This is a genomic window from Actinomadura sp. 3N407, from assembly GCF_052245875.1.
GTDB lineage: Bacteria > Actinomycetota > Actinomycetes > Streptosporangiales > Streptosporangiaceae > Spirillospora.
The window spans coordinates 238,794-260,900 of the sequence record NZ_JBQQBP010000003.1 but is presented as its reverse complement, the minus strand read 5'-3'; the positions used below and the strand labels follow the sequence as shown (position 1 = coordinate 260,900).

Below are 22,107 nucleotides of genomic sequence, written 5' to 3'. Positions count from 1 at the left end.
CCCCTGTGAGCGGCCGCATAAGGCGACACGCCGCAGGGGAGCGCGGTTCAGGTGCGGGAGCGGCGTGCGCCGAACGCCAGCAGGACCGCGCGGACGACCCAGATGGCCAGCGCGATCTGCAGGACCGCGAAGAACCCCGCACCCGGCCCGACCGTGAACGCCAGCACGAGGAACACCCCGAGCAGCAGCGGGAACGCAGGGAACCGCGGCCCGTGCCGGTGATGGCCCCGGGCCATGTGCCGGCGGTGCCGCCACGCCGGATGCCCCGGGCCGCCGAACATCACCGCCGCGCCCGGCCCCCACGGGACGTCCGCCGGCGCCCGCACGTCCGGTTCGGGCAAGCCCGTCGGCGAGGGCAGGTCGCGGACGAGGGGACGCAGGTCGCCGCGCGTCTTGGCGGACAGCACGGCGTCCATGCGCTCGTCCAGCTCGCCGCGGTCAAGCCGTCCCGCCGCGAAGTGGTCGTGCAGGGCGACCATGACCGCGTCCCGTTCGGCGTCGCCGATGCGCATTTCGTCCTGGCGTGCCATGGTCACTCCCTGGTGTCGTCGGCCGTCGGGCCCGCATCGCCGGTGTCGTCGTCCCCGTCGTCCGTGTCGTCGGTGCCGTCGATGTCGTCGGCCAGGATGCGGTAGAGGTTGCGCCGCGCCTCCGACAGGACGTCCTTGGCCTGACCGACCTGCTCAGGCGACCCGGAGTGGACGATCTGCATCACCGCTGCCCCGGTCTGCGCGGCCTGCTTGAACAGTTCGGGGACGCCCTCGCCGTACTCGGGCGTCATCTCCGCCCATGGCTCGGCCAGCCGCGCGGCGTTCTCCTCGACGTAGGCGCGGCCCTCGTCGGTCAGATGGAAGGACCGCCGCCCGGCGGCCTCCTCGCCCGCGATCAGGCCCTCGTCCGCGAGCTGCTGCAGCGCGGGGTACACCGCGCCGGGGCTCGGCTTCCAGGCGCCGCCGCTGCGCTCGTTGATCTCCTGGATGATCTGGTAGCCGTTGCGCGGCTCCTCGGCGAGCAGGACGAGGATCGCCGCGCGGACGTTCCCCTTGCGCGCCTTGGGCCCCCGGCCCCACGGCCCGCCGCGACCGCGCGCCCACGGGGGACGCGGTCCGGGGCCGAAGCCGCCGGGCGGTCCCCACGGTCCGGGTCCGGGGCCGCCGCCGAACAGCCAGCCGAGGTTCGGGAAGTCGCCGCGCCCCCGGGGGCCGCCGTGCCCATGCCTGTGTCCCATGTTCTGCACCACCTTCTGAGACCTCTCTTTGATCCCTCGCGATACGACAACGATATATCGTAGACGTACGGACGGGCCAGATTGTTCCCGGGAGAAATCGTCGTTTCCCGATGCGGCGATCCGGGGCCGCTCCCCGCCTGGCGTCACCGCCGTCTGATCGCCAGAATCTTGGGTAACAGCCGTATGGGGAGGACGATGGGCACACAGGAAGCGGTGACCGTGCGGGACGCGGTGCTCACGACGGGTGCGACGAGCCGGCGGCGGCTGAGCGCCCGCAGGGAACTGCTGCTCGGACTCGCGCTGTTCGCCGTCTACGTCCTGGTGGCGAGCCTCCCCCAGCAGACCAGGATCGGGTCGGCGCGCGCGCACGGCGAGGCGATCTACAACCTCGAAATAGCCCTGCGCATCGACATCGAGCTGTCCCTCAACAGGTGGCTGGCCGACCAGGGGATCGTGCGGGTCCTCGCGAACTACGAGTACGCGATCACCTATGTCGCCAGCGCGCTCGCCCTGCTGATCTGGCTGTTCGCGCGCCACCCCGAGCACTACCGGACGGCCCGCAACGCGTTCATCCTGATGAACCTCGCGGGACTCACCTGCTTCGTCCTGTATCCCGTCATGCCGCCGCGGCTCATGCCCGAACTCGGGTACATCGACACCGTCTTCCTCGGCGGCACCTGGGGATCATGGGGGTCGCCCCTGGTCGAGCACGCCGACCAGCTGGCGGCCGTCCCGTCGCTGCACATGGCCTGGACGATGTGGGTCGGCGTGGAACTCGCCCGCGTGAAGGCGAAGCGCTGGGTGCAGGCGCTCAACATCGTGCACATCCTGGTGACCCTCTACGTCATCATGGCCACCGCGAACCACTTCCTGCTGGACGCCGTCGCCGCCGTCCCGTTCGTCGTCATACCCGTGTACGTCGCCGAGCGCATCTCCCGGCCCCCGGCCCCGAAGGTCCAGGGGCCGGACGCCTTCTTCATGGCGGTGGAGACGCCCGCCGCCCCCCAGCAGGCCGGCGGCGTGATCATGCTGGACACCTCGCGGGGCGACGTCGGCCGCGCCGACCTCGTACGGGAGATCGACAAGCGGCTGGACGGGCTGCCCCGGTTCCGGCAGCGGCTCGTCCGGCGGGGCCGCTGGCGCCGCCCCGTCTGGCGCGACCACGACCCGGTCGACTGGGAATGGCACGTCACCGAGCGGCACGTCGACGGCATGGCCGGCCTGCGCGCCGCCGTCGCCGAGATCCAGTCCGATCCCCTGCCGCTGGACAGGCCGCCGTGGCGCATGGTCGTGCTGAAGGGCGCCGAGCCCGGCCGCACCGCCGTCGTGTACCTGATGCACCACGTGGTCGCCGACGGCGTCGGCATCGTCGCGCAGGCGGTGTACCTGATGGAGCCGCCGCCCGAGCCCGTTCCGGCACCGCCGCGCAGGCCGCTGCGCAAGGCGCTCGCGACCGTGATCGGCCTCGGCCAGCTCGCCACCGCCGTCACCCGCCCGGAGCGGCTGCCCGCCGCCGGCACGTCCGAACGCCGGTACGGCACCATGCACCTGCCGCTGACGGCGGTGCGGGACGTGGGCCGCCGCCACGGCGCCCGCGTCACCGACGTCGTCCTGTGCGCGGTCGCCGGCGCCCTGAACCGGGTCGTCGGCGAGGACGACGGGCGGCCCGGCACCTGCCGTGTCGCGGTGCCGCTGATGATGCGGCCGCCGGGCAGCGCCATGGTCGGCAACCACACCACCGCCGTCATGGTGGACCTGCCGGTCGGCAAGATGTCCGAGACCGACCGCCTCGCGCTGATCGCCAAGCGCGGCCGGGTGCTGCGGTCCGGGACCCGGGCGCAGGCCGCGTGGTTCGTGATGTGGCAGGCGGGACGGCTGATGCCGGCACCGCTGCACGCCCGCTTCGCCCGGATGTCCTACAGCGGCCGGTTCCTCCAGGGCACCGTGTCGAGCCTCCCGGGACCCGACAAGACGCTGCGCCTGGCCGGCGCCCCCCTCACCGCCGTGTACCCGATCGTCCCGCTCGCCCCCGGCGCGCCGTTCGCGATCGCCGGGCTCGGCGTCGACGGCGAGCTGTGCTTCGGCCTCTCGGTCGACCCCGGGCTCACCGACGACGCCGACGCGCTGATGACGGCCGTCCACGACGTGATCGAGGAACTGCGGGACGAGCCGGAGTGACCCGCTCGCTCGCGGACTAGATGCTCCGCATCGCGCGCAGCGACTCCTTCAGCGACCCCATCGTCGCGAAGACGGCGGTGGGTTCGTAGCCGCAGTGCGCCATGCAGTTCGCGCACCGGTCGTCGCGTCCCCGCCCGTAGGCGTTCCAGTCGGTCGTCTCGACGAGTTCCCGGTAGGTGTCGACGTAGCCGTCGTCCATCAGGTAGCAGGGCCGCTGCCAGCCCTTCAGCGAGTACGACGGGATCGCCCACGCCGTGCACGGGAAGTCGACCTTCCCTTCGAGGAAGTCGAGGAACAGCGGCGAATGGTTGAACCGCCAGCGTTTGCGGCGGTCGTCCGCGAACGCCTTCCGGAACAGGTTCCGGGTCTCCTCGACGCCGAGGAAGTGATCCTGGTCGGGCGCCTTCTCGTAGGCGTACGCGGGCGAGATCATCATCTGGTCGACGCGCAGGTCGTCGTTGAGGTAGTCGAGGACGTCGATGACGGTCTGCGGGGTGTCGGTGTTGAACACGGTCGTGTTCGTCGTGACCCGGAACCCGCGCTCCTTGCACATCCTGATCGCGTCCACCGCCTGGTCGAACACGCCGTCCTTGCAGACGGACGCGTCGTGCCGCTCGCGCAGGCCGTCGATGTGCACGGCCCACGCGAAGTAGCGGGACGGCTCGAACCGATCGATCTTCTTCGGAATGAGCGCCGCGTTCGTGCACAGGAACACGTACCGCTTCATCCCGACCAGCTCGGCGACCATCTCGCCGATCCCCGGGTGCATCAGCGGCTCGCCGCCCGCGATCGACACCATCGGAGCGCCGCACTCGCGGATCGCCGCGACGGCCTGCTCGACCGGCATCCGCTGCTTCAGCACGTCCGCCGGATGCTGGATCTTCCCGCAGCCCGCGCACGCGAGATTGCACGCGTACAGCGGCTCCAGCTCGACGAGGAGCGGGAACTTCGACCGCCCCGCCAGCCTGTTGCGCAGCACGTACCCGCCGACCCGCAGGCTCTGGCGCAGTGGCATCGCCATGTCTCATGCACCCTTCAGGTACCGGCCCAGCGCGCTGAGCGGGAACACCAGGCGGTACAGGTGGTAGTTGATGTAGAAGTCGCCGGGGAAGCCGGTGCCGGTGAAGTGCTCCTCGTCCCACGACCCGTCCGGCCGCTGGTGCTCGGCCAGCCACCGGACGCCGCGCTCGACGACCGGGCCGCGCTCACCGGCGGCGAGCAGCGCGAGCAGCGCCCACGCCGTCTGCGACGGCGTCGAGGCGCCGTGCCCGACCCACGACCGGTCGCGGTAGGAGCGCAGATCCTCGCCCCAGCCGCCGTCGTCGCGCTGGTGGCGTTCCAGCCACCCCACGGCGTCCCTGATCACGGGCTTGCCCGGCCGGACGCCCGCCGCGATCAGCGCGGGCACGACGGCGCCCGTCCCGTACACGTGGTTGGCGCCCCACCGGCCGAACCAGGACCCGTCGGGCTCCTGCGCCTTCAGCAGCCACACCACGGCCCGCTTGACGAGCAGCGAGTCGGCCATGCCGCGGTGCGCCATCGCCTCCACGACGTGCGCGGTGACGTCGGCGGACGGCGGGTCGATGACCTCGCCGAAGTCGCAGAACGGCAGCCGGCGGCACAGGGCGCGGGTGTTGTCGGCGTCGAACGCGCCGAACCCGCCGTCCCCGGAGACCATCCCGGCCATCCAGCGGACGCCCCGCTCGATCGCCGGCTCGGCCCGCGGATGCCGGACGCGGTTCAGCGCGATGACCGCCTCGGCGGTGTCGTCGACGTCGGGGTAGCAGTCGTTGTCGAACTCGAACGCCCAGCCGCCCGGGGGCAGATCCGGCCGCCGCACCGACCAGTCGCCGGGCCCCTTGACCTCCTCGCCGATCACCCAGTCCGCCGCCCGCTCCAGCGCCGGATGCCCGGCCGGCAGGCCGGCGTCGGCCAGCGCGTTCATCGCGAGGACGGTGTCCCAGACGGGGGACTGGCACGCCTCAAGGCGCCGTCCCTTCTCGTCGCGGATCGTGAACCGTTCGAGCCCGTCCAGGCCGCGCCGCATGACGGGGTGGTCGAGGCCGTAGCCGAGGAGGTTCAGCGCGAGCAGCGAGTACACCCAGGGCGGCTGGATCCCGCCCCACGACCCGTCCCGCTCCTGCCGCGCGACGATCCACTCGCCGGCGCGGCGCAGCGCGGCCCTGCGCAGCGCCTTCACGGGCCGCCGCTCGTACACGCGCAGGGCCTTGTCGAGCGTCTCGAACGCCTCGTCCCACCCGGGCAGGGTCCGCCTCCGCCGCCGCGGGACGTCGTAGCCGGGGGTCAGCTCGTCCAGCCCGAACGGCAGCGGCCGGACGGGACGCAGCGCGCCCACGACCGTCAGCGGGACGATCGTCTGCCGCGCCCAGCACGCCCAGTCGTAGACGTTCAGCGGGAACCAGCGCGGCAGGAACATCATCTCCGGCGGCAGCACCGGCAGCTCGTCCCACGGCCACCGGCCGAACATCGCCAGCCAGAACCGCGTGAAGACGCGCGTCGCCGGCACGCCGCCCTCGCCGCGGATGTAGGCGGCGGCGCGGATCATGTGGCCGGCGTCGGGCTGGTCTCCGGCGAGCCGCAGCGCCACGTACGCCTCGACGGTCGTGGACAGGTCGGGCGGGCCGTCGTGGAAGTTCGCCCACGTGCCGTCCGCGGCCTGCTGCGACCGGATCCAGCGGGCCGTCTCGTAGGTGTCGCCGCCGGTGCGGACGCCGAGGAACTCGCGCAGCAGCAGGTCCTCGGCGTCCATCGTGACGTTGGTCTGCAGCTCGCCCTTCCACCATCCCTCCGGCGACTGGAGGAGCAGCAGATGCTCGCGCGCGGCGTCGAGGGCCTCGGCGGCCGTCCGGGTCCGCGCGGTCTCCGGTGATTGCGTCGCCGTCATCAGTGGTCCCTGCCGGTGACGAAGTCGGCGATGTGCAGGAAGTCGGCGCGTACGGGTTCGGGCAGCCGCGCCGTGACCAGATGCTCGGCGGCGCGCTGGATGCGGCTCTCGGCCTCCATCTCGGCCCAGGCGCGTCCACCGGCCGCCTCCACCAGCGCGGCGGCCTCGGCCAGGTCGTCCTCGGACAGGTCGGGCCGCGCGTACAGCTCGGCGAGCCGCGCGGCCTCGGGCGCGTCGGCGTTCAGGGCCGCCACGACCGGCAGCGACATCTTGCGGGACCGCAGGTCCGACAGCGCGGGCTTGCCGGTGGCCTCCGGGTCGCCCCAGATGCCGAGCAGGTCGTCGGCGAGCTGGAACGCGATCCCGAGGTCGGCGCCGAACTCCTCCAGCGCACGGCAGAGGGGCTCGGGCGCCCCGTCCAGGACGGCGCCGATCGAGCATGAGCACGCCAGCAGCGCCGCGGTCTTGTCGGACGCCATCGACATGCACTCGTCCAGGCCGATCCGCCTGTGGGTCTCGAAGTCCATGTCGAGGGCCTGGCCCGCGATGAGGCGGCGCGTGGCGGCCGACAGCGCCCGCGCCGCCCGCGCGGAGCCCTGGCCGGGCGCCTCCAGCAGGACCTCACCGGCGAGGGAGAGCAGCGCGTCGCCGGCCAGGATCGCGGACGCCTCGCCGAACACCGTCCACGCGGCCGGGCGGTGCCTGCGCGTCCGGTCGCCGTCCATGATGTCGTCGTGCAGGAGCGAGAACGCGTGGGTCAGCTCGACCGCGACCGCGCCCGGCAGCGCGCTCTCCGGCGGTGCCACGGCGGCGCGGGCCGAGAGCAGCGCCAGCGCCGGGCGGAGCGCCTTGCCCGCCGGTGCCTTGCGGGGACGGCCCTCCTTGTCCGCCCAGCCGAGATGGTAGGCCGCGACGCGGTAGGTGCGCGGGTCGAGCCGGCCGACGGCGGCGCGCAGCGCGCCGTCGACGAGCTCACGGACATCGGTCATCGAGACCGGAACAGCGGTCATGGGTTCCTCACCCTCTCCAGGTGGCCGTCCAGGTGGCGGCGGACCAGGCGGGCGGCGGTGAGGCCACTGCGCACTGCTCCCTCCATGGTGTCGGGCCAGCCCGTGTCGGTCCACGCGCCGGCCAGGAACAGGCCCGGCGCCCGCGTCGCCGCCCCGGGCCGGGCGCTCGCGCTGCCGGGACGCTGCCGGAACGTCGCCCGCCGCTCCCGCGTGACGAACAGGTCCACGACGGCGGCGTCCCGCGCGGCGGGCAGCAGCCGCCGCAGCTCGGGGACGAACCGGGCGCGCAGCTCGGCGGTCGGCATGTCGACCCAGCGGTCGGCGGCCGACAGCGAGATCGCGAGGTACTGGCCGCGGCGGAGGCCGCTCACCGCCGTCCGGTCGAACACCCACTGGACGGGCGAGCCGACGGCCGCGGCGAACGGCTCGTGCATGACCTTCCGGTCGTAGACGACGTGCACGTTCACGATCGGGCTGGCGTCGAGTTCGGGCCAGCGCAGCGGGTCGGGCAGCGCCTGCTCGGGCAGCAGCCGCGCCGCCGCGTCGTGCGGCACCGCCATGATCACCGCGTCGGCGGCGACCGGGGCGCCGTCCACGACGACCTTCGGGTCGGTGGTGACCGCCTCGACCTTGGCCTTGAGGCGGACGGTCCCGCCCATCTCCGCGATCCGCCGCAGCGCCGGGCCTCCGTGCAGTTCCTCGAGCGGGACGCGCGGGAGCCCGATGTCGGCGGCGTCGGCGCGTCCGAACAGGGCGCGGCGGCACACCATCGCCGACAGGCCGAGCGCCGCGTCGTCCACATCGGCGTTCAGCGCGGAGGTGATGAACAGGCCCCACAGCGCCTGCCGGGGCCACGGACGCTGCCCGTGCTCGGCCAGCCACGCACCCGCGGACACGGCGTCGAGCGCCGGATCGGCGGGATCGAGCCTCCGCAGCCCGATCGACGCGCGGACGGCCCGGAGCCGGTCGGCGGCCGACAGCGGCGAATATCCCGCCAGCGCGGGCAGCAGATGCAGCGGGCTCGGCAGGTTCGACCGTCTCAGCCGCGCCGTCTCGGTGCCGGGCAGCAGGACGGGGACGTCGAACCGGTCCTGTATCTCCACCAGGTGGTCGGCGCGGAGCCTGCGCAGCAGCCCCTGGTAGGCCGAGCAGCACCGCAGGAAGACGTGCTGCCCGTTGTCGACGCACAGCTCGCCCCGCAGGAACGAATGCGTGGCGCCGCCCAGCCAGGGCCGGGACTCCACGAGCGTGACCGGCACGCCCGACTCCTGCAGCGCGATCGCGGCGCTGATGCCCGCGAGCCCGCCGCCGACGATCACGACGCTCACCGTTCCACCCCCGACAGCGCGCGCGCCGCCACCACCGCCTTCTGCCATGTCGGCAGCGAGGCACGGGTGTTCAGCGCGGCCGACGGACGCGCCGCGATGTTCTCCAGCAGCCGCCGGTAGATGCCCGCCATCGCCGCCGTGCAGGCGGCGCTGCGCCGGTCCAGCAGCGGCAGCAGCCGCAGGCCCTCGGCGTACCAGGCCCGCGCCCGCTCCGCCTGGAAGCCGATCAGCTCGTTCAGCCGCCACGGCGGGTCGATGAACATGCCGGACTCGTCCAGCTCCAGCGTGCAGCCGAACCGCTCCAGATCCTCGGCGGGGATGTAGACCCGCCCGGCCATCCGGTCCTCGCGCAGGTCCCGCAAAATGTTGGTGAGCTGGAGCGCGACGCCGAGCGAGTCCGCGAGGCCCTCGGCCCGCTGCCGCCCGTCTGAGCCGAACACCCCGAGCGACAGCCGCCCGACCGTCCCCGCGACCCGCTGGCAGTAGCGCAGCAGGTCGTCGAACGTGGCGTAGTCGGCGCCCCGCACGTCGGCCTCGCAGCCGTCGATCAGCTCGTCGAACGCGTCCAGCGGGATCGGGTAGCGGCCCGCCGCGTCCGCCAGCGCCGTCAGCACCGGGTGCCCCTCCAGCGCGGCGACGTCGGCGCGCCGCCGCAGCACGTCCTGCACGGTCGCCAGCCGCCGCCGCGACCGGTCGAGCAGGTCGAGCCGCACGCACGCCGGCTCCGGGCCGTCCCCGACGTCGTCGATGCCGCGCGCGAACGCGTAGACCGCGCTCATCGCCCGCCGCTTCGGGGCGGGCATCAGCCGGATCCCGTAGGAGAAGTTGCGGGCCTCCTCACGCACCACCCGCTCGCAGTGCCGATATGCCTCAAAAACCCGCTCGGAACGCTCACAAGCCTCCGAAACCGTCATCACTTCGTTCCCCCCTTGCCAGCCGCCCACGCCCACCGGGCCAGGACCCCGGCCCGTCGTGGACGCGGCGGATGCGCGAGCACGTCGTAACGGCCGCGCGCCAGAGCCGACAGCGCCGCGCGGCCTCCGGCCACGTAGCCGGCCACCGCGAACCGCGCCCACCCCGTCAGGCCCGCCATCAGCGGCGCGGCTCCCCGGTCCAGCAGATCGGCGGCCCGGCCCGCCTCCAGCGCCAGGACGCCCCGCAGCCGTGTCGGCGTCACCGGCCGGGCCAGGTCGTCCTCTGCGCAGCCGAACCGGCGCAGGTCCTCGCCGGGCAGGTAGATCCGCCCGTTCCGGTAGTCCTCCCCGGCGTCCTGGCAGTGCTCGATGAGCTGCAACGCGGTGCAGACGTCGTCGGAGGCCGCCACGAGCGCGGGCCGGTGGGCGCGGAACAGGTGCAGGACGATGCGTCCCACCGGTGCGGCCGACAGCGCGCAGTACTCCGTGACCTCCGCGAACGTCTCGTACCGGTGGACGACCTGGTCCTGGCGGTTCGCCCGGACCAGGTCGCGGAACGGCTCCGCGGGGAGCCGGCCGGCGTGCACCGTCCGGGCCAGCCTCCGTAACTGCGGCAGGTTCGGCGTCCGTCCGGCGAACACGCGGTCCAGGTCGTCGTCCACGAGGCCGAGGAGTTTGGCGCGCTGCTCCCGCGGCGCCTCGTCGCCGATGTCGTCGACGAGCCGCGCGAAGCCGTAGACGGCCCGCAGGCCGGCGCGGTGCCGGGCGGGCAGAAGCCGCGCCGCGACCGGGAAGTTCTCCCGGGCGGCGAGCCGGTCCAGCGCGCGATCGTGCTCGTCGGCGCTCCAGGGCGGGTCAATGATCACCTTCATGAGATCGACCGGACCGGCACTAGAGAAACTCTGGCCAAGGTATGGACTTATTGAAACGCTGCGTGCCGGGCCCGAACCGTTCTTGAGCGACCGGCGTCCCGAAGGTTGACCTTCCCCCGCCTACGCGCGATAACAGTGTTACGCTAAGAAAACGTCGTTACTGCGAGGTGGTCGATGGCCGGGGACACGGTTGCCCCGAGCGCGTTCGAGATGGCCCAGCGGCGGGGCGACGACGCGATCCGCACCACGCTGCTGGACGCCGCGAGCCGGCTGCTGGCCACCGAGGGCCCGCAGGCGCTCGCGCTCCGCCGGATCGCCGCCGAGGCCGGCTGCTCCACCACCGTCCTGTACCGCATGTTCGGCGGCAAGGCCGGGCTCACCGAGGCGCTCTACATCGAGGGCTTCGAACGGTTCCGCCGGCGCCTCGCCGCCGTCCCGCACGACCCCGACCCGCGCGTCCACGTCCGGGAACTGGGCCGCGCCTACCGGGCCAACGCCCTCGCCGAGCGCAACTACTACGGGCTGATGTTCGGCGAGCCCCTCCCCGGGTTCCAGCCCGGCGAGGAGGCCCTGTCCACCGCGCTGTCCACGTTCCAGATCCTGGAGGACGCCGTCACCGCCTGCGCCGCGGCCGGGCTGCTGATCGACGCCGACCCCCGGCACGTCGCCGCCTCCTTCTGGGCCGGCATCCACGGCTTCGTCAGCCTCGAACTCGACGGCCACCTGCCCGACGCGGACGCGATCCTCGACACCCTCATGCGCGGCGTGTCGTCCGGCTTCTTCGTCACCCCCCGGAAGTGAGGCCACCCATGACCAGCCCCTACCTGCAAGGGCTCCTCGCACCCGTCACCGAGGAGGTCACCGTCCACGACCTGCCCGTCACCGGCCGGATCCCGCCCGGCCTGCGCGGCCGCTACCTCCGCATCGGCCCGAACCCCCTCGGGATCGAGGACGACTCGTCCTACCACTGGTTCCTCGGCGACGGCATGGTGCACGGCATCCGGCTCCGCGACGGCCGCGCCGAGTGGTACCGCAACCGCTGGGTCCGCTCGCAGAAGGTCGCCGAGCTGCTCGGCGAGCCGTGGCCCGCCGGACCGATCGTCGAGGACTTCGACATGGCCCCCAACACCCACGTCATCGAGCACAACGGGGACACCCTCGCCCTCGTCGAGGCCGGGGCCAGGCCGTACCGGCTCGACGACGAACTCCGCACCCTCGGCCCGTGCGACTTCGGCGGCACCCTCAAGGGCGGCTACACCGCCCACACGAAGAAGGACCCCGAGACCGGCGAACTCCACGCGATCGGGTACTTCTTCGGCTGGGAGCACCTGGAGTACACCGTCCTGAGCACGTCCGGCGAGATCACCCGCTCGGTCGAGGTCCCGGTCTCGGACGGCCCGATGGTGCACGACTTCGCGCTGACGCAGAAGTACGTCATCGTCTACGACCTGCCCATCACGTTCTCCATGGAGATGGCCGAGGCGGAGGTGCGTCTCCCGTACGCGTGGAACGACGCCCATCCCGCCCGCGTCGGCGTGATGCCGCGCGACGGCGGCGCCGACGACGTCCGCTGGATCGACATCCCGCCGTGCTGGGTCTTCCACACCCTCAACGCCTACGACGACGGCGACCGCGTCGTCGTGGACCTCGCCCGTTTCCCGAGTTTCCTGCACGGCGGACGCCTGGAGGGCAACCCGCCGCCGACCCTGGACCGCTGGACGATCGACCCCGCCGCCGGGAAGGTCGTGCAGGAGACCGTCGACGACCGCGCGCAGGAGTTCCCGCGCGTGGACGAGCGGCTCAGCACGCACCGGCACCGGTACGGCTACACCGTCACGGCCGAGGCCGTCGTCCAGAACCAGGCCGGCGAGGGCCTGATGAAGCACGACTACGAGAGCGGATCGTCCGAGACGCGCCTGTTCTCCGCGGGCTCCGGTGTCGGCGAGGCCGTGTTCGTCCCGTCCGCGCCCGGTTCGGCGGAGGACGACGGTTACCTGATGACCCTGGCGTTCGACCCCGTCCGGCAGGCCACCGACCTCGTCGTCATCGCCTCCCAGGACTTCACCGGCGAGGCCGTCGCGACCGTCCACCTCCCGGTCCGCGTCCCGCTGGGCTTCCACGGCTCCTGGGCACCCGACCCCTCCTGAGCGGGACGCCCGTGCGCGGGTGGCTGATCTCTCGGGGTACTTACTGACGGCTTACCCGAGGCGTTCCTCCAGGTGGACGGTGACGTCGTCGCCGGCGTCCTTGCCGAGCGCCCGCCGGATCTCGGCCTTCACCGCCAGCTTGTGGGTGCCGTCGCCCAGCGCCATGAACGACCCCCGGAACGGATGCCCGTCGATGGTCCCCCTGACCTTGACGAGCCCTCGCGTGTTGAAGAACTCCGCCGACTCGTCCCAGACGACGTACGTCCAGCCGCCCTTGGCCGGGCTCTTCCGCAGGGGCACGGTGAACTGCACGTCCAGCTCGTACTGCTTGCTGCTGGTCTTCGTGGTCATCCGGTGTCCTTCCCGGGGCACGGCGGCCCCTGGTTCGACGGTCACTGATTGAGACCGCCCTCTACGGCGAAACTCATCGCCGCCGGCTCCGCCGCACCCCGGAGCTTGCCTCCCATAACGGCCTTTCAGCGTTTCCTTAAGACGTGAATAAGAGGTCGGGGAGCCGGGCCGGCGCGGTCGTTCATTTGGAACGCTGTGACTGCCGGCCGGCACGGCGCTCGGCGCGGCGGGCGGAGCGCCGGGGGGCCGGCTTCGGGGCGGTGCGCAGCCACAGCTCGATGTGGGCGCCGCCCAGTGGGGAGGTGCCGACGCGCAGCGACCCGCCGGTGGACTCGGCCAGGCGGCGGGCGATGTCCAGGCCCAGCCCGGTGGACCCGGCCCCGCTGGCCCCGCGCCGCAGCGCCGCGCCGACATCGGCGATGCCGGGACCCGCGTCGCTGAACAGCAGGCCGGTGGAGTGCCGGCCGCGGTGGACGGTGAGACGGAAGGCGGTGCCGTGCGGGGTGTGCCGGAAGATGTTGCCCATCAGCGCGTCCAGCGCGGCGGCCAGGTCGGCCTCGGCGACCGGGACCGGCGCCGGCCCGTCGGCGCCGGCCAGGTCCCAGTCACGGTCCTGGTCCTCGGCCAGCGCCGACCAGAACAGCAGCCGCCCGCGGACCACCTCGGCGGCGTCGCAGCCCGCCACCGGCGCGGCCGGCGTGCCCGGCGTCCCGGCGGGCCGCCGCGCGGCCGCGATGATGTCGTCGACGGCCGTCTCCAGCCGTTCCAGCGCGCTCCGGCTCTGCGCCAGCCGGCTGAGATCGCCGGGGTTGGCGGCCAGGCCGTCGAGGTCGACCCGCAGGGCCGTCAGCGGGGTCCGCAGCCGGTGCGACAGGTCGGCGCCGGCCTCCCGCTCGGCCGCCAGCAGCCGGGAGAGCCGGTCGGCCATGTGGTTGAACGCCTCGCCGGCCGCGCGCAGCTCCGCGGGCCCCTGCGGATCGACGCGCGCCGCCAGGTCCCCCGCCGCGACGTGGGTCACCGCGTGCACGAGCCGGTCGGCGGCCCGCACCACCCGCTTGGCGAGCCGGTCGGCCATCGCCACCGACACCAGCACCAGCGCGAGCGCCACCAGGGCGAGGATCAGCCAGGACTCGGCGACGCCCCGGCTCAGCTCCTCCTGCGGCACGTACACCTCGATGAGCGCCGGTTGCCCGGCCTCCAGCAGCACCGGCCGCAGCAGCACCCGCCCGCCCGGCGCCGCGACGGTGGAGGTGCGGCCCTGCCGCCGCGCCGCGTCCAGGTCGGCGGTCGGGGCATGGGGAGATCCGAGCACCTCGCCCGTGGGCAGGTGGAGCGCCAGCCGTCCCGCGGTCCCGGCCGGGACCGAGCCGACCGCGTCGTCCAGCGCGGCCGGGTCGCCGGTGACCGTCAGCACCGGCACCAGCGAGGCGGCCTGCCGTTCGGCCGCGGTCAGCGCCCGGTCCCGCGCCATCTGGCCGTTCAGCAGGCCCAGCGGGACGACGAACGACAGCGCCACCATCGCCGTCACCGCCGTCGCGATACGCGCCAGTGCGGTTCTCATCCGGCACACCTTTCCACCGACGGCGGACCAGTCGTTTCAAGAGTGAAAGATATGCTCCGATGACGGGAATGAGGTCCATGCGAGCACGAATCGGTTTCTTGGCGGTCTGGGTCGCCACCACGGTCACCGGCATGGTGATCAGCTGGGCCGGGGTGGGGGACGCGGTGCGCGGGACCGTGGTCGCCGGCCCCGACCTCGCCGCCCAGGTGCCCGTCCGGCAGGGGCGGCCGCCGGCACCGGGTCCGTCCTCCGGGGCCTCCGGCGAACCGGCACCCTCCCCGTCTCCCACCTCGTCCTCGCCCGGCCCCGGATCCGGTGGCGCGTCCACCGCCGCGCCCGGCGGCGCGCGATCGGCGTCCCCGAAGCCGTCCCACGCGCCGGGCGAGAGAGTGCGCACCTACACGGTCAAGTCCGGGCGCGTGGTGCTGGCGCTGTCCGACGACGAGGCACGGCTGGTGTCGGCCACGCCCGACGACGGCTTCCGGGCCAAGGTGTGGCGGCAGTCCAAATGGCTGCGCGTCGATCTGACCGACGACGTCCACGGCTCGGCGGTGTTCGCGAAATGGAACGGCCATGCGCCGATCATCCAGGTCTACGAGTACTGATCCGCAGGTCACTCAGGTGCCGTCAGCATCACGCCGACGCCGCGCACGGTGTGCAGATAACGCGGCGCGGCGGACCGGTCACCCAGTTTGCGGCGCAGCCAGGACAGGTGCACATCGATGGTCTGGTCGTCTCCGTACGGCTGCTGCCACACCTCGATGAGAAGCTCCCGCCGGGTCACGACCCGTCCGGCGTTGCGGGCCAGGAACGCCAGCATGTCGAATTCCTTGCGCGACAGTTGCAGGACGGTGTCGCCCATTCTCGCCTGCCGCCGGTCGACATCGACGATCAGTTCTCCCACCACAAGTGATTTCTGCCGGGTCTCCGTCCGGGCCCGCCGCAATACCGCCTCGATCCGGGCGTGCAGATGAGCGGCGGAAAAAGGCTTGACCAGATAATCGTCGGCGCCCGATTGCAGGAGGCGGATGATCTCCTGTTCGCCGTCCCGTGCCGTCGCCACGATCACCGGCACGTCCGAGACCGCGCGCAGCATCTTCAGCGCCTCACCGCCGTCGAGATCGGGCAGCCCCAGGTCAAGGACCACCACGTCGGGCGGGTAGGCCGCCACGTCCCGCAGCGCGTCCAGCGCCCGCGCGGCGCTGCGCACCGCGTGCCCCAAATCCCGCAGTTCCCGGAGAAACGCCTGCCGGACATGGTCGTCGTCTTCCACCAGCAACACGGTAGCCACGGTCGGACAATAGACCATTATATGCCCGTCGAAAAACCGGTTCGAAATGTTCGATCACGCTTCGCCGGGCGGACCGGGGCCGCTATGGCCGCGCTCCGCCCGGCGATGGAAATCCCGCCCGGAAACTCCACCCGGTCCTCAGCCGTTGAGCAGGCCGAGCATCTGCCGGATCTGGTCGGTCCGGGACTCCTGGACGCGCTTGGCGAACGCCTTGGCGTCGCGGTTGCCGCCCTTGCTCGTCTCCATCCGCGCCATCTCCACCGCGTTGTGCTGATGCGCGACGAACAGGTTGAGGAACGCCGGTTCGAACCCGGCCCCCTTGGTCCGCTTCAGGGTCTTGATCTCCTTCGGGCCGGTGGCCGGCATGCCGCCGTGGGCGGCGTGCACGCTCGGCGGGTGATCGTTCGTGGTCGGCTTCGACCACGAGCGGAGCCAGGAGCCCATCGTCTTGACCTCTTCGGACTGCGTCGCCACGACGGCCGCGGCGAGATTGCGCACCTTGTCGCTCCGGGCGCGTTCCGCGGCCACCCGGGCCATCTCCATCCCCTGCTCGTGATGCGCGATCATCATCTGCAGGAACATCACGTCGGTGTCGTTGTAGCCGTGCGCTGCCGGGGCGGTCGAGGAGGCGCTCGCCGGGTCGGACGACGCGCTCTGTTCCCGTCCGCCGCCGCACGCCGTCAGCAGCAGGGGCACGACGAGCACCGCCGGCAGCACGGCGCGGCGGCGGGGACGGGGGCTCACAGCGCGAGCCACAGGGCCGGGGTGAACACCGGCTCCCAGCTGCGGATCGTCGTGTGCGCCTGGCGGCACCGGTACCGGACGCCGTCGTAGGTGACCTCGTCGCCGACGCTGTACGTCACGCCCGGCTTCCAGGCCTCACCGTCGGCGGGGGCGCCGGTCGGCGCCGGCCGGGTCGGGGGAGTGGAGGGCGCGGTCGTCGGGGCGGCGGAGGGCTCCGCCGTCGGGCCGGGGGAGGGCGGGGCCGGCGGCCGCGTCCCGGATCCGCCGCCGACGTTCAGGTCGACGCAGTTGTAGAACGCGTTCGGTGTGTCGCCGATGTTCCACACCGCCAGGACGGTCTGCCGCCCAGGGAAGCCGCTGAGGTCCACCTGGTGCGTCACGACCGAGTTCGGGATCTGGTTGCCGTCGTCGAAGACGGCCACGCGGGTGCCGCCGACGAAGTACTCCCAGGTGCTGGTGCGGTGGCGCGCGGTGAGGGTCCAGCTGAAGGTCACCGTGTCGCCGACGGACTTCGCCGGCCAGTTACGGCTCTCGTCGGACAGTACCGCGAATTGGCCGAGCCCCCCGTGGCAGTTGCGCAGTCCCTTCGGTCCTTCGACGCTTTGCGGTTCGAACTGGATGGGACCGCAGTCGGGCACGGTGCCCGCGGCGCACAATGCCTGCCGGCTCGGCGGCGATGAGATGTAGCCGTGCGCGGCTGCGGGACCGGCGGTGACCAGCGTCGACCCGGCGGCCGTGAGAATGGCGAGTGGATAGGCGATGGTCCTGCGCATACAGGCCTTCCTTCCCATTGTCTTTTTGGTCCGCCACCGAAATTCGGCGACTCCCGATTGCCGTCAGGACGTTAGCGACAACTCTTTTAAAGCCGCCTTAACGACCGGGGAAGTGATCGTCAACGTCCGCGGCGGCCGCCATGCCCGCCCATGGCCGCGGCGGCGCGGGACGCGGGTGAGGCGCGGGCCGGGCGGCCACGCCGCGGGCGTCCGGCCGGGACCGCGGCTCCGGCGGTGGCCGGGCCGGCGTCCGGGGGTGCAAGTAGCTCGATGTCGAGATAAATTGGAGATAGCTTGACGTCAAGAGAAAAGCGGCCGAAGTTAGGCTCACCTGATTCCCGGTCAGAAGCCCGACTAAGGCAGGATCAAGTAAGCGAGCACCCGCTTCACCGCGCCGGACGCCGGCCACGGGCGGGCAAATGAAGATCAAGACGAAGCGCCGCGCGCTCATGTCCCGGACCGGACGCGCGGTGGTGACGGAGGAGGAGTCCGTGGTCGCGAACAGCTTCGGCAGCCTTGACAAGCTGCAGGTAGGCGACAAGTCGTACGACATCCATCGGCTGGACGCCGTCGAGGGCTCGGCCCGTCTCCCGTACAGCCTGAAGGTGCTCCTTGAGAACCTGCTGCGCACCGAGGACGGCGCGAACGTCACGGCCGACCACATCCGCGCGCTCGCGGGATGGGACGCGCGGGCCGAGCCGAGCAAGGAGATCCAGTTCACCCCGGCCCGAGTGATCATGCAGGACTTCACCGGTGTGCCGTGCGTGGTCGACCTGGCCACGATGCGCGAGGCCGTCCGTGAGCTGGGCGGGGACGCGGGCAAGATCAACCCGCTGGCACCGGCCGAGATGGTGATCGACCACTCCGTCATCGTCGACTACTTCGGCACCGCGCAGGCGTTCGAGCGCAACGTGCAGCGCGAGTACGAGCGCAACAGGGAGCGCTACCAGTTCCTGCGCTGGGGGCAGACGGCTTTCGACGAGTTCAAGGTCGTCCCGCCCGGCACCGGCATCGTCCACCAGGTCAACATCGAGCACCTGGCGCGCGTGGTGTTCGACCGCAACGGCGTCGCCTACCCCGACACGTGCGTCGGCACCGACTCGCACACGACCATGCAGAACGGCATCGGCGTCCTCGGGTGGGGCGTCGGCGGCATCGAGGCCGAGGCCGCGATGCTCGGCCAGCCGATCTCGATGCTCATCCCGCGCGTGGTCGGCTTCAAGCTGACCGGTGGGCTGCCCGCCGGGACGACGGCGACCGACCTGGTGCTGACCATCACCGAGATGCTCCGCGAGCACGGCGTCGTCGGCAAGTTCGTCGAGTTCTACGGCGAGGGCGTGCACGCGCTGCCGCTGGCCAACCGCGCCACGATCGGCAACATGAGCCCCGAGTTCGGCTCCACCTGCGCGATCTTCCCGATCGACGACGAGACGCTGAAGTACCTGCGGCTGACCGGTCGCGACGAGGAGCAGATCGCGCTCGTCGAGGCGTACGCCAAGGCGCAGGGCATGTGGCTCGACCCGTCCGTGGAGCCCGAGTTCTCCGAGTACCTGGAGCTGGACCTTTCGACGGTCGTCCCGTCGCTGGCCGGCCCGAAGCGCCCGCAGGACCGCATCTCCGTGTCGAACGCCAAGCAGACCTGGCGGCGGGACGTGCAGAACTACGTCGAGAGCGTCATGGGCGCGCTCGACGAGGCGTCCAGCGAGAGCTTCCCGGCCTCGGACAGCCCGACGATCAGCCATGAGACCGAGGGTGACAAGCCCCGGCACGTCGACCCCGGCGGCTCCGGCCGCCCGCACAAGCGCGTCCCGGTCACCCTGGACGACGGGACGAGCTTCGAACTCGACCACGGGCACGTCGCCGTCGCCGCCATCACGTCCTGCACCAACACGTCCAACCCGTACGTGATGATCGGCGCGGCGCTGCTGGCGAGGAACGCCGTCGAGAAGGGCCTGACCCGCAAGCCGTGGGTCAAGACCTCGCTCGCGCCCGGGTCTCAGGTCGTCACCGACTACTACGAGCGCGCCGGCCTCACCCCGTACCTCGACAAGATCGGCTTCAACCTCGTCGGGTACGGCTGCACCACCTGCATCGGCAACACCGGGCCGCTGCAGCCGGAGATCTCCAAGGCCGTCAACGACAACGACCTGGCGGTCACCGCGGTGCTGTCCGGCAACCGCAACTTCGAGGGCCGCATCAGCCCCGACGTGAAGATGAACTACCTGGCGTCGCCGCCGCTGGTCATCGCGTACGCGCTCGCCGGGACGATGGACATCGACATCCTCAACGACCCGATCGCCGAGGGCACCGACGGCCCCGTCCACCTGCGCGACATCTGGCCCGAGCCGGAGGAGGTCGCGTCGATCGTCGAGTCGTCCATCGGGCAGGAGATGTTCACCCAGAGCTACGCCGACGTCTTCGAGGGCGACGAGCGCTGGACGGGTCTCGACATCCCGACCGGCGACCTGTTCGAGTGGGACCCGTCGTCCACCTACGTCCGCAAGGCCCCGTACTTCGACGGCATGGGCGCCGAGCCGGAGCCGGTCACCGACATCCACGGCGCCCGCGTCCTGGCGAAGCTGGGCGACTCGGTCACCACCGACCACATCTCCCCGGCCGGGGCCATCAAGGTCGGCACGCCCGCCGCGCAGTACCTCGAGGACAACGGCGTCGCCGTCAAGGACTTCAACTCCTACGGCTCGCGCCGCGGCAACCACGAGGTCATGATCCGCGGGACGTTCGCCAACATCCGCCTCCGCAACCAGCTCCTGGACGACGTCGAGGGCGGCTACACCCGCGACTTCACCCGGGACGGCTCGCCGCAGTCGTTCATCTACGACGCCGCGCAGAACTACGCCGCGCAGGGCACCCCGCTCGTGGTCGTCGCCGGCAAGGAGTACGGCTCCGGCTCGTCCCGCGACTGGGCCGCCAAGGGCACCGCGCTCCTCGGCGTCCGCGCCGTCATCGCCGAGTCCTACGAGCGCATCCACCGCTCGAACCTCATCGGCCTCGGCGTGCTGCCGCTGCAGTTCAAGGACGGCGAGTCCGCGCAGTCCCTCGGCCTCACCGGCACCGAGACGTTCGACATCACCGGCGTCACGGCCATGAACCAGGGCGGCGTCCCCGAAGAGGTGACGGTGAAGGCCGACGGCAAGGAGTTCACCGCCACCGTCCGCATCGACACCCCGGGCGAGGCGGACTACTACCGCAACGGCGGCATCCTCCAGTACGTCCTCCGCAACCTGATCCGCAAGTAACCACACCCACCGAACGGGCCGTCTCCACATCGGGGGCGGCCCGTTCGCGTCCCAGGGGCTTGGCGCGAGAGACTCGTCCTAACCGAGCAGGCGTAGGGCAGTGGCGCGGAGCTTTTCGTCCGGATGCGGGATGTCCGGCGGCCAGCCGGCGGCCTGCCCGGCGCGGAGGAGATCGGTGAGCTCGGGGAGCAGTTGCCCGGCGGTCCAGGGATCAGAGCGGAGACCAACGCGATCGCGCTGCGGTCGTCGGCGACCGGGAGCGCCTTCCGGACGTGCGCGAGCGCGTCGCCGGGGGCCACGGCCAGTGCCAGCGCACACGGCTCGAACGGACCGGCCAGGATCCGCTCGTCTCCGCACCGGGCCAGGGCGAGCTGGGCAGCCCGCGCCACTCGGGGTTCCGCCGAGGCCGCATGCCCGAGCAGCACATCCCGCAGCCCGGCCTCCACGTCCTGCACCCCGCTGATCCAGCGGGCGATCGATTCCAGGCGGAGCCCGAGCGCGGCGGCGTCCATCTGGTGCGGCAGCGCGGCGGCGAGGACTGCCACTACCTCTTCTTCGTGGTCGCGCCAGGCCTTGGCCACGTCCTCGGCCAGCCAGGACCCCCGCCCACCGGGCCCGGACGGCCTCGGTCACCGGGTCCGCGGGCGCCGCCTGGTCGGCGATCACGGCGAGCAGCATCAGCACGTCATCGCGTTTGAGCACGGCGTGTAGCGAGGCGTGGGCGAGGAACGGAACGGCCTCAACCGTCGCCGGGTAGACCGTGCCCTGGTGGTGGACGTTGCCGAACAGTTCGTAGAGGGCCTCCTCGACCTGCTCCTCGTCCTCCGGGTAGAGCGCGTGGATCAGCTCGGGGACGTCGTCGGCGGTGCCGTAAGCATGGGTCAACGCCGACCAATCGACCGACGACAGCTCCTCGGGGGGCGCATGAAACGCGATTTTATCCATGTGGCCGACGGGCGTAGCAGGACGCACGGAACACGTCCTCCGCAACCTCATCCGCAAGTAACCCCACCCACGAACGGACGGTCCGTCACGCAGAATGCCCCGCTCCCGGTTAGGGGGCGGGGCACTCTCGCGTCTCGGGAGTGTCAGTGCTTGAGGACGTCCACCAAGGCCGCGAACTCGTCGCGTCCCAGGAGCAGCTTGGGTCCGTCCGGGCTGGAGCGGCGCGGGTGGCGGTGCGTGAAGAACTACCGTCCCCAGGCGGTCCCGGCGAGGACGCCGCTGCTGCTGGTCTCCGGCGCCGGTGTCGCCGTGACCCTGTGCGTGCTGGCGGTGCCCGGCGGCTGGGCGTTCTACGAGGCTCCGCGCGGACGCGGCGGGTTCCTGTGCTTCTGCGGAGGCGACATCAAGCACGCCGCGCAGGTCATCGACCGGTTCCTCCTGGACGGGCCGCCGCAGCGGTGATGGACGAGCCCGTCGCGCTGCTGCTGCTCCGGCACCGCTTCCCCGAATGGGTGATCACGCGGGATCGTGCGGGGATCTGGAGGGCCGCCGGCCGCACCCTGATCGCGTCCAGTGACATCGACGGCCTGCTCGAAATGCTCG

At 72.1% G+C, this 22,107-nt stretch carries 20 protein-coding genes; 6 read left to right on the top strand and 14 right to left on the bottom strand.

Translation table 11 applies throughout. The features are described from left to right. Window positions 1-47 precede the first annotated feature (47 nt). On the bottom strand, window positions 48-530 hold the full coding sequence (locus ACTWPP_RS08945; protein WP_443103665.1) for a DUF1707 SHOCT-like domain-containing protein: 483 nt from the start codon (window positions 528-530) through the stop codon (window positions 48-50). A 2-nt stretch (window positions 531-532) separates the two neighbouring features. Then, window positions 533-1,228, bottom strand: a complete 696-nt coding sequence (locus ACTWPP_RS08940; protein WP_443103664.1) for a PadR family transcriptional regulator — start codon at window positions 1,226-1,228, stop codon at window positions 533-535. 195 nt (window positions 1,229-1,423) lie between these two features. Between ACTWPP_RS08940 and ACTWPP_RS08935 the strand changes: the two genes are divergently transcribed. Then, a complete protein-coding gene (locus ACTWPP_RS08935; RefSeq protein WP_443103662.1) occupies window positions 1,424-3,406 on the top strand; it encodes a phosphatase PAP2 family protein in 1,983 nt (660 codons plus the stop codon). A gap of 16 nt (window positions 3,407-3,422) precedes the next feature. On the opposite strand, the gene hpnH is transcribed toward ACTWPP_RS08935, so the two are convergent. The 6 genes from hpnH to hpnC all read right to left on the bottom strand — a co-directional run bounded on the left by hpnH (window position 3,423) and on the right by hpnC (window position 10,435). Continuing rightward, on the bottom strand, window positions 3,423-4,427 hold the full coding sequence (gene hpnH, locus ACTWPP_RS08930; RefSeq protein ID WP_443103661.1) for an adenosyl-hopene transferase HpnH: 1,005 nt from the start codon (window positions 4,425-4,427) through the stop codon (window positions 3,423-3,425). A gap of 3 nt (window positions 4,428-4,430) precedes the next feature. Continuing rightward, window positions 4,431-6,311 (bottom strand): squalene--hopene cyclase, encoded by a 1,881-nt coding sequence (gene shc, locus ACTWPP_RS08925; RefSeq protein WP_443103660.1) that lies wholly within the window; start codon window positions 6,309-6,311, stop codon window positions 4,431-4,433. Beyond that, a complete protein-coding gene (locus ACTWPP_RS08920) occupies window positions 6,311-7,321 on the bottom strand; it encodes a polyprenyl synthetase family protein (protein ID WP_443103659.1) in 1,011 nt (336 codons plus the stop codon). Before ACTWPP_RS08920 ends, shc begins: the two co-directional genes overlap by 1 nt. Next, window positions 7,318-8,649, bottom strand: coding sequence for a hydroxysqualene dehydroxylase HpnE (gene hpnE / locus ACTWPP_RS08915; RefSeq protein WP_443103658.1), 1,332 nt, complete (start codon window positions 8,647-8,649; stop codon window positions 7,318-7,320). Before hpnE ends, ACTWPP_RS08920 begins: the two co-directional genes overlap by 4 nt. After that, entirely contained in the window at window positions 8,646-9,497 is an 852-nt protein-coding gene (hpnD, locus tag ACTWPP_RS08910) for a presqualene diphosphate synthase HpnD (protein WP_443103657.1), read from the bottom strand. Before hpnD ends, hpnE begins: the two co-directional genes overlap by 4 nt. A gap of 65 nt (window positions 9,498-9,562) precedes the next feature. After that, window positions 9,563-10,435 carry a squalene synthase HpnC gene (hpnC, locus tag ACTWPP_RS08905; protein ID WP_443103656.1) on the bottom strand — a complete coding sequence of 291 codons (873 nt, stop codon included), beginning with the start codon at window positions 10,433-10,435 and terminating at the stop codon, window positions 9,563-9,565. Window positions 10,436-10,609: 174 nt separating this feature from the next. Here hpnC and ACTWPP_RS08900 point away from each other — a divergent pair, with 174 nt between their 5' ends. Then, window positions 10,610-11,236 carry a TetR/AcrR family transcriptional regulator gene (locus tag ACTWPP_RS08900; RefSeq protein WP_443103655.1) on the top strand — a complete coding sequence of 209 codons (627 nt, stop codon included), beginning with the start codon at window positions 10,610-10,612 and terminating at the stop codon, window positions 11,234-11,236. 8 nt (window positions 11,237-11,244) lie between these two features. Then, a complete protein-coding gene (locus ACTWPP_RS08895) occupies window positions 11,245-12,582 on the top strand; it encodes a carotenoid oxygenase family protein (RefSeq protein ID WP_443103654.1) in 1,338 nt (445 codons plus the stop codon). A 51-nt stretch (window positions 12,583-12,633) separates the two neighbouring features. Here ACTWPP_RS08895 and ACTWPP_RS08890 read toward each other — a convergent pair whose 3' ends face one another. Beyond that, window positions 12,634-12,933: a DUF1905 domain-containing protein gene (locus ACTWPP_RS08890; protein ID WP_443103653.1), complete on the bottom strand. Its 300-nt coding sequence runs from the start codon at window positions 12,931-12,933 to the stop codon at window positions 12,634-12,636. A gap of 181 nt (window positions 12,934-13,114) precedes the next feature. Further along, entirely contained in the window at window positions 13,115-14,494 is a 1,380-nt protein-coding gene (locus ACTWPP_RS08885; RefSeq protein WP_443103652.1) for a sensor histidine kinase, read from the bottom strand. A 77-nt stretch (window positions 14,495-14,571) separates the two neighbouring features. On the opposite strand from ACTWPP_RS08885, the gene ACTWPP_RS08880 reads away from it, so the two are divergent. Next, a complete protein-coding gene (locus tag ACTWPP_RS08880) occupies window positions 14,572-15,099 on the top strand; it encodes a hypothetical protein (protein WP_443103651.1) in 528 nt (175 codons plus the stop codon). An 8-nt stretch (window positions 15,100-15,107) separates the two neighbouring features. On the opposite strand, the gene ACTWPP_RS08875 is transcribed toward ACTWPP_RS08880, so the two are convergent. The 3 genes from ACTWPP_RS08875 to ACTWPP_RS08865 all read right to left on the bottom strand — a co-directional run bounded on the left by ACTWPP_RS08875 (window position 15,108) and on the right by ACTWPP_RS08865 (window position 17,302). After that, window positions 15,108-15,785 carry a response regulator transcription factor gene (locus ACTWPP_RS08875; protein WP_443103650.1) on the bottom strand — a complete coding sequence of 226 codons (678 nt, stop codon included), beginning with the start codon at window positions 15,783-15,785 and terminating at the stop codon, window positions 15,108-15,110. A 138-nt stretch (window positions 15,786-15,923) separates the two neighbouring features. After that, complete coding sequence (locus ACTWPP_RS08870; RefSeq protein ID WP_443103649.1) at window positions 15,924-16,529, bottom strand: DUF305 domain-containing protein; 606 nt, start codon at window positions 16,527-16,529, stop codon at window positions 15,924-15,926. Beyond that, window positions 16,526-17,302: a lytic polysaccharide monooxygenase gene (locus ACTWPP_RS08865; RefSeq protein WP_443103647.1), complete on the bottom strand. Its 777-nt coding sequence runs from the start codon at window positions 17,300-17,302 to the stop codon at window positions 16,526-16,528. The genes ACTWPP_RS08870 and ACTWPP_RS08865 overlap by 4 nt, the downstream gene beginning before the upstream one ends. A gap of 491 nt (window positions 17,303-17,793) precedes the next feature. Between ACTWPP_RS08865 and acnA the strand changes: the two genes are divergently transcribed. Further along, window positions 17,794-20,559 carry an aconitate hydratase AcnA gene (acnA, locus tag ACTWPP_RS08860; RefSeq protein WP_443103999.1) on the top strand — a complete coding sequence of 922 codons (2,766 nt, stop codon included), beginning with the start codon at window positions 17,794-17,796 and terminating at the stop codon, window positions 20,557-20,559. Here acnA and ACTWPP_RS08855 read toward each other — a convergent pair. Beyond that, window positions 20,505-21,104 (bottom strand): hypothetical protein, encoded by a 600-nt coding sequence (locus ACTWPP_RS08855; protein WP_443103646.1) that lies wholly within the window; start codon window positions 21,102-21,104, stop codon window positions 20,505-20,507. The genes acnA and ACTWPP_RS08855 overlap by 55 nt on opposite strands. A gap of 550 nt (window positions 21,105-21,654) precedes the next feature. On the opposite strand from ACTWPP_RS08855, the gene ACTWPP_RS08850 reads away from it, so the two are divergent. Continuing rightward, on the top strand, window positions 21,655-21,966 hold the full coding sequence (locus ACTWPP_RS08850) for a hypothetical protein (RefSeq protein WP_443103645.1): 312 nt from the start codon (window positions 21,655-21,657) through the stop codon (window positions 21,964-21,966). Window positions 21,967-22,107 lie beyond the last annotated feature (141 nt).